11 protein-coding genes are annotated in these 12,863 nt (G+C 72.8%); 4 read left to right on the top strand and 7 right to left on the bottom strand.

Annotated features, from left to right (window positions below; genetic code table 11):
- Window positions 1–38: 38 nt before the first annotated feature.
- Window positions 39–845 (bottom strand): metallophosphoesterase, encoded by an 807-nt coding sequence (locus ACFC79_RS14310; RefSeq protein WP_376239515.1) that lies wholly within the window; start codon window positions 843–845, stop codon window positions 39–41.
- A gap of 472 nt (window positions 846–1,317) precedes the next feature.
- Between ACFC79_RS14310 and ACFC79_RS14315 the strand changes: the two genes are divergently transcribed.
- Window positions 1,318–3,114, top strand: coding sequence for an AMP-dependent synthetase/ligase (locus ACFC79_RS14315; protein ID WP_376239517.1), 1,797 nt, complete (start codon window positions 1,318–1,320; stop codon window positions 3,112–3,114).
- Between the two features lie 178 nt (window positions 3,115–3,292).
- On the opposite strand, the gene ACFC79_RS14320 is transcribed toward ACFC79_RS14315, so the two are convergent.
- Window positions 3,293–4,435, bottom strand: coding sequence for a glycosyltransferase family 4 protein (locus tag ACFC79_RS14320; protein ID WP_376239519.1), 1,143 nt, complete (start codon window positions 4,433–4,435; stop codon window positions 3,293–3,295).
- Window positions 4,436–4,589: 154 nt separating this feature from the next.
- Here ACFC79_RS14320 and ACFC79_RS14325 point away from each other — a divergent pair, with 154 nt between their 5' ends.
- The gene (locus tag ACFC79_RS14325; protein WP_376239521.1) at window positions 4,590–5,840 is read left to right on the top strand and encodes a glycosyltransferase 87 family protein; all 1,251 of its coding nucleotides are present in this window, start codon (window positions 4,590–4,592) and stop codon (window positions 5,838–5,840) included.
- Between the two features lie 64 nt (window positions 5,841–5,904).
- Here the strand turns inward: ACFC79_RS14325 and ACFC79_RS14330 are convergent, their stop codons facing one another.
- From ACFC79_RS14330 to ACFC79_RS14350, 5 genes are all read right to left on the bottom strand, one after another.
- A complete protein-coding gene (locus tag ACFC79_RS14330) occupies window positions 5,905–7,182 on the bottom strand; it encodes a hypothetical protein (protein ID WP_376239524.1) in 1,278 nt (425 codons plus the stop codon).
- Between the two features lie 119 nt (window positions 7,183–7,301).
- Window positions 7,302–8,333, bottom strand: a complete 1,032-nt coding sequence (locus tag ACFC79_RS14335) for an NlpC/P60 family protein (protein ID WP_376239526.1) — start codon at window positions 8,331–8,333, stop codon at window positions 7,302–7,304.
- A gap of 237 nt (window positions 8,334–8,570) precedes the next feature.
- Window positions 8,571–9,599 (bottom strand): NlpC/P60 family protein, encoded by a 1,029-nt coding sequence (locus ACFC79_RS14340; RefSeq protein ID WP_376239529.1) that lies wholly within the window; start codon window positions 9,597–9,599, stop codon window positions 8,571–8,573.
- Between the two features lie 302 nt (window positions 9,600–9,901).
- The gene (locus ACFC79_RS14345; protein WP_376239601.1) at window positions 9,902–11,263 is read right to left on the bottom strand and encodes an NYN domain-containing protein; all 1,362 of its coding nucleotides are present in this window, start codon (window positions 11,261–11,263) and stop codon (window positions 9,902–9,904) included.
- A 40-nt stretch (window positions 11,264–11,303) separates the two neighbouring features.
- Complete coding sequence (locus ACFC79_RS14350) at window positions 11,304–11,546, bottom strand: hypothetical protein (RefSeq protein WP_073782241.1); 243 nt, start codon at window positions 11,544–11,546, stop codon at window positions 11,304–11,306.
- 162 nt (window positions 11,547–11,708) lie between these two features.
- Between ACFC79_RS14350 and ACFC79_RS14355 the strand changes: the two genes are divergently transcribed.
- Window positions 11,709–12,461: a rhomboid family intramembrane serine protease gene (locus tag ACFC79_RS14355; protein ID WP_376239532.1), complete on the top strand. Its 753-nt coding sequence runs from the start codon at window positions 11,709–11,711 to the stop codon at window positions 12,459–12,461.
- A complete protein-coding gene (locus ACFC79_RS14360) occupies window positions 12,458–12,739 on the top strand; it encodes an Lrp/AsnC family transcriptional regulator (protein ID WP_376239534.1) in 282 nt (93 codons plus the stop codon). The genes ACFC79_RS14355 and ACFC79_RS14360 overlap by 4 nt, the downstream gene beginning before the upstream one ends.
- Window positions 12,740–12,863 lie beyond the last annotated feature (124 nt).

Consider the following 12,863-nt stretch of genomic DNA (forward strand, 5'->3'; position numbering starts at 1 on the left):
GCGCACGGCACCGCGTTCCGGGGTCCGGCGCGGGGACCTCACCATTCCAGGGCCCACGGCCTGCCGGTGGACGCGAAGTGGCCGACGTTCACACACTCGGTGGCGCCGATCCTCATCCGGCGGACCAGCGGCTGGTGGACGTGGCCGAACAGCGCGTACCGGGGGCGGGTGCGGCGGATGGCGTCGAGCAGGGCCCGGCTGCCCCGTTCGAAGCGGCGGGCGACCGTGTCGTAGGTCAACTCCGGTATGTCGGGCGGGATGTGGGTGCAGAGCACGTCGACCGGGCCGACCGCTTCGATCTTGGCCGCGTACTCCTCGTCGTCGATCTCGTACGGGGTGTTCATCAGGGTCCGCAGGCCGCCGCCGACGAAGCCGAACACCCGGCCGCCGATCTCGACGCGGTCGCCGTCCAGGACGGTGGTGCCCGGTTGGGCGTACTCGGACCACAGGTGGGGGAGGTCGACGTTGCCGTAGGTGGCGTACGTCGGAGTGGGGAAGGCCGCGAAGAGTTCGGCGTACTGCTTGCGCACCGCCGAGACGATCGCGGCGTCGCGGTCCATGCCGGCCCACAGCGTGCGGCCGAACTCCCGGGCCTCCTCGAAGCGGCGCGCGGTGCGCAGTTCGACGATCCGGTCGGCGTTCTCCACGCCGAAGAGGTCGGGGAAGATGCCGCGCGAGTGATCGGCGTAGTCGAGGTAGAGGACCAGGTCGCCCAGGCAGATCAGGGCGTCCGCGCCGTCACCGGCACGGGCCAGGGCTTCGGTGTTGCCGTGCACGTCGCTGACCACGTGGAGGCGTGTGCGCCGGGCGTCGGGGCTTTCACGGAGACTCGGTGCGGCAGGCATGACGGCCACCCTAAGGGCTGTCCCGCAATCGGTGGTGGACCGGTGCGCGGCGTCAGATGTGGTGCATCGCAGGGCGGAGGGGCGTCCGCATACTGGATGTATGCGGACGTTCCGACAACGCGGCGAGGTGCCGAAACTGTCGTCGCGCGCCCGCCATGGATATACGGGACAGCCCTTGGTGCCGCCGGTCGCGATACCGACCCCGTGCGGAACGCCCGAACCGGGCCGCTCTCGCGGACGAGGGCACCGGGGCCGGTCGCGGCGGGTGGACTACTGTGCGGCCAAGGACCACCGTTGTATGTGACGCATAAGACATCTGACCGGAACCCTCTATCGGGAACTGAGTACTGGTGGGTAACGTCCGGGCAGTCCAGTCATGCTCACTTCCACCGATGAGCATCTGCCTATCTTGGACCGCAGCCGGTGCGTCACACAGAGCCGTGGCACCGGAGCCCGATGAGGAGCAGCAGTCTTGCGCGAGTTCAGCCTTCCGGCCCTGTACGAGGTTCCCTCGGACGGCAACCTGACGGATCTCATCCGCCGCAACGCCGCTCAGCATCCCGATGCGGCGGTGATGAGCCGCAAGGTGGCGGGCGGGTGGGCCGACGTCGACGCCACCCAGTTCCTCGCCGAGGTCAGAGGGGTGGCCAAAGGGCTGATCGCGGCGGGCGTCGAGGCCGGCGACCGGGTGGCGCTGCTCTCCCGCACCCGCTACGAGTGGGTGCTGCTCGACTTCGCGATCTGGAGCGCGGGGGCGGTCACCGTCCCGGTGTACGAGACGAGTTCGCCCGAGCAGATCCAGTGGATCCTCGGCGACTCCGGCGCCGTCCTGTGCGTCGTGGAGTCGGCGGCGCACCAGGCCTCCGTGGAATCGGTCCGGGAGGACCTGCCCGCGCTGAAGGGCGTCTGGCAGCTTGAGGCGGACGCGATCGCGCGGCTGACGGAGACGGGCGCGGACGTCCCAGACGAGACCGTGGACCGGCGGATGACGAGCGCCAAGGCGGACGACCCGGCCACCATCGTCTACACCTCGGGCACCACCGGCCGCCCCAAGGGCTGCGTGCTCACGCACCGCAGCTTCTTCGCCGAGTGCGGCAACGTGGTGGAGCGGCTGAAGCCGCTGTTCCGTACCGGTCCGTGCTCGGTGCTGCTCTTCCTGCCCACCGCGCACGTCTTCGGGCGGCTGGTCGAGGTGGCCTCGGTGATGGCCCCGATCAAGCTCGGCTGCGTACCGGACATCAAGCACCTCACCGATGACCTCGCCTCGTTCCGGCCAACGTTGATCCTCGGTGTGCCGCGCGTCTTCGAGAAGGTCTACAACGGGGCGCGGGCCAAGGCGCAGGCCGACGGCAAGGGCGGAATCTTCGACCGGGCCGCGAGCACGGCGATCGCGTACAGCCGTGCGCTGGGCACCCCGCAGGGCCCGTCCCTGGGCCTGCGGCTGAAGCACAGGCTCTTCGACAAGCTGGTCTACGGCAAGCTGCGCGCGGTACTGGGCGGGCGCGGCGAGTACGCGATCTCCGGCGGCGCCCCGCTGGGCGAGCGGCTGGGCCACTTCTACCGCGGGATCGGCTTCACCGTCCTGGAGGGTTACGGCCTCACCGAGACCTGCGCGGCCACCGCCTTCAACCCGTGGGACCGGCAGAAGATCGGCACGGTGGGCCAGCCGCTGCCCGGCTCGGTCGTCCGGATCGCCGACGACGGCGAGGTGCTGCTGCACGGCGAGCACCTGTTCACCGGCTACTGGAACAACGAGGCCGCGACGGCCGAGGCCCTTGCCGACGGCTGGTTCCACACCGGCGACATCGGCACGCTCGACGAGGACGGCTACCTGGCCATCACCGGCCGCAAGAAGGAGATCATCGTCACGGCGGGCGGCAAGAACGTCGCCCCCGCGGTGATCGAGGACCGCATCCGCGGGCACGCCCTGGTCGCCGAATGCATGGTGGTCGGCGACGGCAGGCCGTTCGTCGGCGCGCTGGTCACGCTGGACGAGGAGTTCCTGGGCCGCTGGGCCGAGGAGCACGGCAAGCCGGCCGGTTCGACGGCCCGGTCGCTGCGCGAGGACCCGGAGCTGCTGGCCGAGGTGCAGCGGGCGGTGGACGACGGGAACGCGGCGGTGTCCAAGGCGGAGTCGGTGCGCAAGTTCCGTGTCCTGCCTGCCCAGTTCACCGAGGAGGCGGGCCACATCACCCCGTCGCTGAAGCTCAAGCGGAACGTGGTGGCGAAGGACTTCGCGGACGAGATCGACGCGATCTACCAGGGCTGACCCGGGCAGATCCGGTCCGTCGGGCCATTTTGTTGGAGGCTCTCCGGCATCGGCCGCCGCGAGCCGTACGGGCCTTCGGACGGGGTCGGCGCACATCGCGCCGGCCCCGTCCGCGTGTCGCCGCGCGCCTCGGGCCGTGTCGCCCCGCACCGCGCGTCGTATCGACTCGCGCACCGCGTCAGAGCAGTGCCCCGAGCCGCTCGGCCAGCAGGTCCCAGCGCCACTTCTCCTCGATCCAGGCCCTGCCCCGCTCCCCCATCCGCTGCCGCAGCTCCGGATCGTTCAGCAGGGCGACGATCCGGTCGGCGGCGTCCTCCTCGGAGCCGCCGCGCACCACCCACCCGGTCTCGCCGTCGAGCACGGCGTCGGGTGCACCGCCCGAGTCGCCCGCCACCACCGGCAGACCGGTCGCCGACGCCTCCAGGAAGACGATGCCGAGTCCCTCGACGTCGAGGCCGCCGCGGCGGGTGCGGCACGGCATGGCGAAGACGTCGCCCGCGCCGTAGTGGGCGGGCAGTTCCTCCCAGGGCACCGGCCCGGTGAAGCGAACCGATGCGCCGACGCCCGTCTCCACGGCGAGTTTCCTGAGGTCCTCGGCGTACGGTCCGCCGCCGACGATCAGCAGCACGGTGTCCGGGACCCGGGCGAGGATCGCGGGCATCGCCCGGATCAGCGTGTCCTGGCCCTTGCGCGGCACGAGCCGGGACACGCAGACCACGACGGGCCGGTCCGCGAGCCCGAGCCGGGCCCGCACCAGGTCCCCGCCGGAGTCCGGCCGGAAGGTCTTCCCGTCGACCCCCGGCGGCAGCTGGACCATCCGCCGCGCCGCGGCCGGGCTGAGCGCCGAGGCGATCCGGGAGCGGGTGTATTCACCCAGATAGGTGATCGTGTCGGTGCCGTCACCGATCCTTCGAAGGAGTTGCCGGGCGGCGGGCAGCTGCGCCCAGCCCGCCTCGTGCCCGTGGGTGGTGGCGACCAGGCGCCGGGCACCCGCGCGCCGCAGGGCGGGCGCCATCAGCCCCAGCGGTGCCGCGGCACCGAACCACACGGACGTGCAGTCGTGCTCGCGCAGCAGCCGCACCGCGCGCCGGGTCACCCGGGGGGTGGGCAGCAGCATCGTGGTGGGGTCGCGCAGGACGGTGAACGGCTGCTCCGCGTCGAAGGCGGCGGTGGCCTCCAGGCCCTCGGGGGTCCGCTTCCACGTGGAGGCATACACGACGACCTGCGTGGGGTCCAGGTGCAGCGCCATGTTGTGCAGGAACGCCTGGATACCGCCGGAGCGCGGCGGGAAGTCGTTGGTCACGATCAGGGTCTTGTCCATCCCGGCCGACAGTACCCGGCGGCCCGCCGCGACGACTTCGCCGGGCGGGCCCCGACGGCCGGCCCGGCGCGGACGGGCATCATGGCCGCTGGTACCCGTTCGGATCTGCGGCGTACGACCGAGCACGCACCCACACGGAACGGACGGGACGAACATGACGGGATCGACGGCGGCGCGGCTCGCCCCCGCGGTGTGGGCCCTCACCCGGATCGTGCTGCTGCTCTGCGTCACGAAGACGGTCGCGCTGCCCGGACCGGACGTGACCAGCGATGTCTCGGTCATCTACCGCGGCTGGTCGGAGGTCCTGGGCAGCGGCGCGTACCCGCACTCCGACGTCACCTGGCAGTACCCGCCCCTGGCGGCGCTCGCCGTGCTCTCCCCCGCCCTGCTGCCCTTCCTGGATTACGCCACTGCCTTCTTCGTCCTCGCCCTCCTGTGCGACGGGCTGGTGCTCGGGCTGCTGCTGCATGCGGGGCGCGGCGAGGGACGGTCGGCGGCGGGGGCCTGGGTGTGGGTGGCGGGAGTCCCCCTGCTCGGCACGACCGCGTACGCCCGCTACGACGTCATGGTGACGGCGGTGGCGGTGGCGGCACTGCCGGCGGGCGTCCGGCATCCCCGGGTCCTGGGGGCGCTGGCCGCGGTCGGCGCGCTGCTGAAGGTGTGGCCCGCGCTGATCCTCGTGGGCACCGCGCCCGGCCGCCCGACGCGCCGGGCATGGACGACCGCGGCCATGACGGCGGCCGGACTGCTGCTGGGATGCGCGCTGGCGATGCCCGGCGCGTTCGCCTTCCTCGACTTCCAGCGCGACCGGGGCACCGAGGTCGAGTCGCTGGGGGCGTTGGTGTTCCACGTGTGGCGCCAGTTCGGCTGGCCGGGGCGGGTGGAGCTGAACTACGGCTCGATGGAATTCCTGGGGCCGCAGGTGCCCCTGGTGAGCACGCTCGCCCTCGGCCTCTCCGTCGCCGCTCTCGGCTGGCTGGTGGTGTGGCGGCTGCGCGCCCGCCGCTTCCGGGTGAACACGCCGGCCGACGCGGCGTTCACGGCGGTCCTGCTGCTGACGACCACGAGTCGGGTGATCAGTCCCCAGTACCTGCTGTGGCTGGTCGGTCTGGCGGCGGTCTGCCTGGTCTTCGCGGGCAGCCGGATGGGGCTGCCCGCCGGGCTGGTGCTGCTCGCCACCGGGGTCACGCAGGCGGAGTTCCCGTTGGGGTTCGGCCACGTGGTGGCCAGTGACGCGACGGGCGTGACGCTGATGTTCCTGCGCAACGGCCTGCTGGTGGCGGCGACGCTGATCGCCTGTCGGCGGCTGTGGCGGCTGACGGTGCCCGGCACCCGGGACGACGACGGGCGCCCGGCCGTCGGCCGCGACCGCGCGGGCCGGGAGAGGGCGCCGATCGGTTCCTGACCGGTCCGGCGTCCCGCAGGAAGGCGCCCACCGTCGAGACCGGCTCCGGGCGCGGTGTCGGTGGTCACCCGGCAGGCTCTCCGCCGAGCCGGGTACGCAGATGGTCCCGCCAGAGCGCGGTGAACTCCCCCGGGGTCGTGGCGAGCACCTCGCGCAGGGCCCGCTCCACCGCCCCGTCCCGCCCCCGGTGCTCCCCGACGGCCCGGTAGAAGGCGTACAGCCGCTTCTCGCCCCATCGGTCGGCGATCAGCCCGCAGGCCAGCCAGCCACCCTCGTACGCCCTCGCCAGGCGCGCCGCGTCGCCCGCGAAGGCGAAGTCCTCGTCCGCGGGGAGCGCGCCGGGCAGCTCTCCGCGCCGGACCGCCGCGGCCAGTTCGGGCGCGGCCTGCGCGGCGGTGCGGTGCTCGGCGCGGTAGGCCGCCCAGTCGGCGAAGCCCTCGGAGAGCCAGACCGGGGTGGCGCCCGTGGTGCGGGCCCGGGTGGCGACGTGGGTGATCTCGTGGGTGAGGACGACCCGCTGCCCGAGGGCGGCGAGCGTGCCGTAAGCCTGCGGGTTGACGATCACCCGGTCCGCGGGGGCCCGGTCCGGGTCGCCGGTGCGCGCGGTGGTGACGGCCGCGATGCCGCGGTAGTCCGCCGCCGGTGCGCCCAGCAGGGCCGCCATGTCCTCCACGGTGCGCGGTGCCAGCACCAGCGCGCGGCCGGGCCAGCGCTCCGGCCAGGCGCCGGAGACCGCGGGCACCGCCCGGTCGGTGGTCCGCGCGATCTCCCGCAGCTCGCGCGCGGGGCGGCCGACGCCGAGGACGAGGCTGTGCGTGCCGCGCACCACCCGCACCCGGCCCTGCTGCCAGAGCTGTGCGGTGCCGTCCCCGTCCGGCCGGTCGCCGGTGAGGTACCAGCGGCCGTCGTCCCGGTCCCGGCGCAGATCGAGCACCCGGTCCGCGGTGGCCGGGGCGGAGTCGTGGCCGGTGATCCGGTAGCTCAGCCGGACGTCGGCGGTCGCCCGGTCGGGGCCCTGCGCGGTCAGTTCCGTGATCCGGTACGTCCAGGAGCTCAGCGGCACGTCCGCGAGGTTGTCCAGCTCCCGCCGCTGGGCCGCGCGCAGCCCGGTGGCACGGGGGTCCGCCACGGCCGCGTAGGCGTCCGGGTCGTGGGCCCGCACGGCGGCGGCCCGGCGGTCCAGGACGGCGCCCACCTCGCGGACGGCGGAGCCCGGCCCGGGGTCGTCGCCGGGCGCCGCGCAGCCGGGGACGAGCAGCAGCCCGGCGAGCAGGACCCGCGCCGCGCGCCGCCGCGCGCCGCGTCCCCCCGGCGAGGTGCCCCACCGGGCGCTCCCATTCACCCGGACGAGGGTACGGGCCGGAATCGGGTGAACGGTCCCGGGTGAACGTCCGGACACGCCGCCGACGGTCCGCGGGCGAGGCGCCGGGCACGGGCGAACCGCTCGGGGCGGGCGAACGGTCAGACGCGGGTGACCGAGGAGACCGGCATCATGCCCACGGGGTCGTAGCGCACCGGGGCACCCGGGTACGGGGCGTGGATGACCTGGCCGTTGCCGACGTACATGGCGACATGGCTGGCGTCGGCCCGGTAGACGACCAGGTCGCCGGGGCGGGCCTGGGAGAGCGGCACCATGCGCCCCGCGTACCGCTGGGCCTGCGAGGTGCGCGGCAGGCCGACGCCGGCCCGGGCGTAGGCCCACTGCATCAGCCCGGAGCAGTCGAAGGAGTTGGGCCCGTTGGCCCCCCAGACGTACGGCCGGCCCAGCGCCTGATGGACCGCCATGACGGCGACGGCCGCCCGTGCCGATCCGGCCGGCAGACCGGCCACCGCCGTGGACGTGTCGTCACGGCCCGAGCGCGAGGCCCGTTCGAACTCGGCCCGGTCGGTCCCGGGCAGCGTCGCCAGCAGCTTCTTCGCCAGGGCGAGCTTGCGCTCGACGGTCCGCTTGTGCCGGGCCGCCGCCTCCCGGTTGCGTTCCAGGTCGGCGAGTGCCCGATCGGCCTCGGCACGGGTCTGGGCGAGCGATCGCCGGGCCTGCCGGAGTTCGCGCAGTTCGGCAGCTTGACGGGTGGTCAGCCGGTCCAGTGCGGCGGCCCGTTCGAGGTAGGTGTCCGGGTCGGAGGAGAGCAGCAGGGCGAGGGTGGGGTCCAGGCCGCCGGAGCGGTACTGTGCGGCGGCGAGCGAACCGAGCGCCGTGCGCATGCGGTTGACGTCCTCCTGGCCCCGGGCCGCCCGGTCCCGCGCCCGGTCCGCCTCGCCGCGGAGCCGCTCGGCGTTCTCACCGGCCCGGTCGTACTGCTGGGTGGCGTGCTCGGCCTCGGCGTACAGCCGGTCGATCCGGGCCTTCACCGCCCCTGGTGTCTCCTGCGGGTCGGCGTTGGCGTCGACCACCCCGAGCGTGGCTGCCGCGGTCGCCGCCGCTGCCGACAGGACCGTGGCCCGGGCACCCCGGGTGAGGCCGGACTGTGAGGAACGTCGATGGGACACCACAGGACGCCGCACTCCCTTCCGCTGTACGCAGATGTGCGCGGCCCCTGCCGCCCGGAAGGGCGGACCGACGACCGGAGCCGCACAGCAGGCAGACAGTAGTCGCCCGGTCACGCGGCGACCAAGGACCTCGCCGGGTGATCGGGTCGCGCCGACGCTTCCGCCCCGCCGGTGACCTGTGGTCTCCGACGGGGCGGACGGTGGTGCGGGGGTGTGGGAATTCGCCCGTTCGGGCGTGCGTCAGCCGACGCGCACGCCGAACTGGAAGCTGCCCATGGTGTTCATCGACTCGTAGCGGACGTACGCGCCCGGGTACGGGGCGTGCAGGACGGTGTTGTTGCCCGCGTAGAGGCCCACGTGCGAGGTGTTGTTGAAGAAGACCAGGTCGCCGGGCTTCAGCGCACTGCGCCCGATCCGGACCCCGTCGTTGACCTGGGTGTACGTGACCCGGGAGATCTGGACGTTGGCCTGGGCGTAGGCCCACTGGGTCAGCCCGGAGCAGTCGAAGGAGTTGGGGCCGGTGCCGGAGGGGACGTACGGCTTGCCCACCCGGGTGCCGGCGGCGCTCAGGGCGGCGGAGCCCCGGGCGGAGGCGGGGGCCTCGTTGCCCAGGTCGACCCGGTCGTCGGAGTCGCGGCTGGCGCGCTGCTCCTGGTCGCGGAACTTCGCCTTCTCGGCGGCGGTCAGCGTGTTGTACAGGCGCTGCGCCTCGGCGAGCTTGTCCTGGAGCTTCTTCTTCTTCGCCCCGAGCGTCTCGCGGATGTCCGCGAGGTCGCCCAGCTTGCCCTGGGCCTCCTTGCGCTCCTGCGCGAGGGACCGCTGCTTCTCCTGGATCTTCTTGAGCGTCTCGGCCTGCGTGGCCGTCAGCTGGTCGAGCGCCGACGCCTTGTCGAGGTAGCTGTCCGGGTCGGACGAGAGGAAGAGCTGGACCGAGGGGTCGAGGCCACCGGAGCGGTACTGTGCCGCGGCGAGCGAACCGAGGCCGTTGCGCAGGTTGTTGATCTCCTGCTGGCCGCGGGCCACCTTGTCCTGGAGCGCGCCGACTTCCTTCTCCAGCTTCTTCTGCTGCTCCTTGGCCCCGTTGTACTGCTCGTTGGCGCCCGCGGCCTCGTGGTTGAGCTTGTCGACCTTCGCCTTGACCTCGCTCTTGGAGGGCTTGGGGTCGGCCTGGGCCGCCTGGGAGGTCAGGGCGACGGCTGCGGCGGCGGTCGCGGTGAGCACGGTCACACGGGCGCGGCTCGGCTTCTTGGGACGACGGTGGGACGCCACGGAGGCGAGCTCCTTCTTCCTCGAGCCGCCTACCGGGCTGTGGGGGAGATGAATCCCCGGCTCCGTGCACGTCACGGACTCGGCGGTTCCTTCGCCGTCACCCCGGGTGGGTGATCAACCGTGCGAAGGTTCGAGGCCTGACCCTAGTGACCAACTTGTGATCAGTTCAAATCCTCGCCGGTAAAAACTCCTTGCATCAGGTACTTCTTTACCTGCTTCGCACAGGGCGTAGCTGCGATTTGACGGTCCGTTGCCCGATTTCCGCCGAGTTCCGGCAAACTTCACCAGTGCCGCATCAGGCACTAGACGCGCGAAAGACGCTTCAGGAGCAAGGCGGACGCAACGGGCCTGGCTCCCGCCTTCGCCACTCCGTCGGCGACCTCGCGGTCGGTGGAGACCACCACGACCGGACGGCCCGACGGCTCGGCGCGCGCAAGTTGACGGATCAGCTCGTCGGCGGTCACGCCCGGCTTGCTGAACAGCACCCGGACGCCGCGCGGCGGTGCGAGCAGTACCGGGGCGGCGAGTTCGGCCCCGTCGAAGACACAGGTCATCTCGGCGCCGGTCTGCGCCGCGAGCACCGAGAGACCGCCCAGCAGCCTCAGCCGCTGCTTCTCCAGCGGCAGTTGCGGATATCCGGTCTTGGTGACGTTGTAGCCGTCCACGATCAGATGCGCCTGCGGCAGCGCGAGCAACTGGTCGAGCAGGGCCGGATCGGTCTCCGAGAGGGCCCTGGCGGCGATGTCCTTGGGGGACATCCGGCCGGGCTCGACCGCGTCGACACCGTCCGCCGGACGGATCGAGGCCGGGGGCAGGGCGAGTTCCCGGCGTAGCCCTCGGGCCGCGTCGAGCACCGTGTCCAGCAGCAGTCGCAGCCGCATGTCCTCGACCGAGCGACCCTCCCGAGCGGCCCTGCGCGCCGCCTCGACGGACGCCTCGGCCTCGCCGAGCCGCACTTTGAGCCGACGGGTCTCGCTCTCCGCCGCGGAGACCTGGGCGGCCGACTCCGCGCGCACGGCATCGGTCTCGGCCCGGCTGCGGCGGAGCGCGGCCTCACCCCGTCTGACGTCGCTGACCGCGCTGCGCAGCTTACGCTGGAGGGACTCGGCCTCCTTGCGGGCGGCATCCAGCTCGGCGCGGAGCCGTTCCGTCTCGCTCTTCGTCTGGGAGCGGGCCTGGACGAGCTCCTCGCGCAGCCGTTCCAGCTCGCGGCGGCCCGCCTCGTCGGCGCGCTCGGCGTCGGCTCGCTGGGCCTCCTCACCGGCGGCGGCGACCAGCTTCACCCAGCCGGCCGGGCGCAGCACATAGGCGGCGGCGGCGACGTCCACCGGGTCGGCGGCGGCGGGCGGCGACCCGGACTCCAGGGCAGCGGCCAGCTCCGGCTGCTCCTCCTTGAGCAGCTCGCCGATCCGCTGCCGGAACGACGCGTCGCCCGCCAGGGCAGCCGCCATGGCGTTTCCGGCGAACTTGGCCCGCCGGGTCGGGGTGAAACGGGCGTACTGCCTCAGCGGAGCCGGGAGTTCGGAGACCGTCAGGCCGCCGAAGGCGTCCGACACCAGCGCGACGACCCGCCGCCGCACTCCCTCGGGCAGCGGGCGGTCGAGCGCCTCGACGACGCCGTCGGCCGCCTCGGCCGACTCGGCACCGCTAGCGGGCTGCTCCACCATCCGTCACCCCAAATCACATGTCTGTCGCACGGCTCCGTCAGGAGTCGGCGCCCGGCCTGGCGACCAGCTCGATCTGATCCACCGCGTTGCACCAACGGCACCGCACCGACTCGATGGTCTCACTGACCACCTCGCGTTCCTCGACGGTTGCCTCCCCGGCCAGGTCGAGATGAACGTATTCGACGACCTTCGAGGAGCGCGTCACGTCGAAGCGCGTGAGGTTTCCGCAGAGCGTGCAGCGCCAGCGGGTCCCGTCGGTCGGCTGCGGAACCGTCGTCATCGTTGCGTCCTCTTTCGTCGAGCCACGTGCTGCCTGATTCAAGGATCTCGCGGTGCGCCGTCGAACTGCGGATGTCCTGCCGCAACCCTACGGCCTCGCCGTGTACCGCCGACACGGCGAGGCGGCCTGTCCCGTTCCCTCCATGTGCGTCATGCTCTGTTCATGATCGATCTGCGCGTCGCGGCGGGCCGGGTGACCGGCGGACTCCTGCGCACGGTCACCCCCGGCGGGCCGCTGGTCACCCACACCCTGATCGCCTCGTGCTGCCTGATCTTCGTGCTCGGCCCGCTGTCCGGGTTCCACCCGCCGCACGGGAATGCCGATGCCGTGCTCGCCGCCCAGGCCGGGTACTTCGAACGCTGGGGGGTGATCCCGAGAGAGCTGTGGGACGGCTCCGGGCGGGCCCTGCTCACCCCGCTCACCGCCCTCTTCGTGCACGGCAGCTGGCTGCACCTGCTCGGGAACATGCTGTTCCTGTACGTGTTCGGGGCGATGGCCGAGGAACGCATGGGCCGCATCGAGTTCCTCCTCTTCTACGTCGGCTGCGGCTGCCTCGCGCTGGTCGCCTACGCGGCCGCGCACGCCACGTCCGACCAGACGCTGGTCGGCGCGTCGGGGGCCATCTCGGCGGTGCTGGGAGCCTTCCTCTACCTCTTCCCGAGGGCCCGGGTCACCAGCCTGTTCCCGTTCCTCTTCTTCCTGCCGCTGCGTTTCCCCGCCTGGATCGTGCTGATCTTCTGGTTCGTCCTGCAGTGGCTGGCGGTCCGGGGCGCGAGCGACGGGGGGCCGGGCGTCGCCTATCTGGCCCATGTGGCCGGCTTCGCCCTCGGCTTCCTCTATGCCTGGGGGCGCTACCGACGTGCGGATAGAGTGAAGGCTCCAGCCGCGGCCACCGAGGGAGAAAGCCAGCCGTGATCACCGCGATCGTGCTCATCAAGACCAGCGTGGACCGGATTCCCGAGATCGCCGAGGCCATCGCGGCGCTGGACAGCGTCAGCGAGGTCTTCTCCGTCACCGGTACGTACGACCTGATCGCCATGGTCCGGGTGGCCAGGCACGACGACCTCGCCGACGTCATCCCGGGCCGGATCAGCAAGATTCCCGGCGTCGAGGCCACCGACACCCACGTGGCCTTCCGCACCTACTCCCAGCACGACCTGGAGGCCGCCTTCAACATCGGCCTCGACGCCTGAGAGGTCCGTGGCACAGGTCGCGGGGGGGGGGGGGGCCCCCCCCCCCCCCCCCCCGGCCCCGCAGCGGCGAATCAGGGAGCCCGCCCGCCCCCGGGCGCACCCGCCGCCCCCCGGGGCGTGTGTA

The organism is Streptomyces sp. NPDC056061 (assembly GCF_042266885.1).
Lineage (GTDB): Bacteria > Actinomycetota > Actinomycetes > Streptomycetales > Streptomycetaceae > Streptomyces.

Excerpts from the sequence above, each read along its gene's own strand:
- ACFC79_RS14325 (WP_376239521.1), top strand. The coding sequence starts at position 4,590 with ATGACGGGATCGACGGCGGCGCGGCTCGCCCCCGCGGTGTGGGCCCTC.
- ACFC79_RS14310 (WP_376239515.1), bottom strand. The coding sequence starts at position 845 with ATGCCTGCCGCACCGAGTCTCCGTGAAAGCCCCGACGCCCGGCGCACA.
- ACFC79_RS14355 (WP_376239532.1), top strand. The coding sequence starts at position 11,709 with ATGATCGATCTGCGCGTCGCGGCGGGCCGGGTGACCGGCGGACTCCTG.
- ACFC79_RS14350 (WP_073782241.1), bottom strand. The coding sequence starts at position 11,546 with ATGACGACGGTTCCGCAGCCGACCGACGGGACCCGCTGGCGCTGCACG.
- ACFC79_RS14320 (WP_376239519.1), bottom strand. The coding sequence starts at position 4,435 with ATGGACAAGACCCTGATCGTGACCAACGACTTCCCGCCGCGCTCCGGC.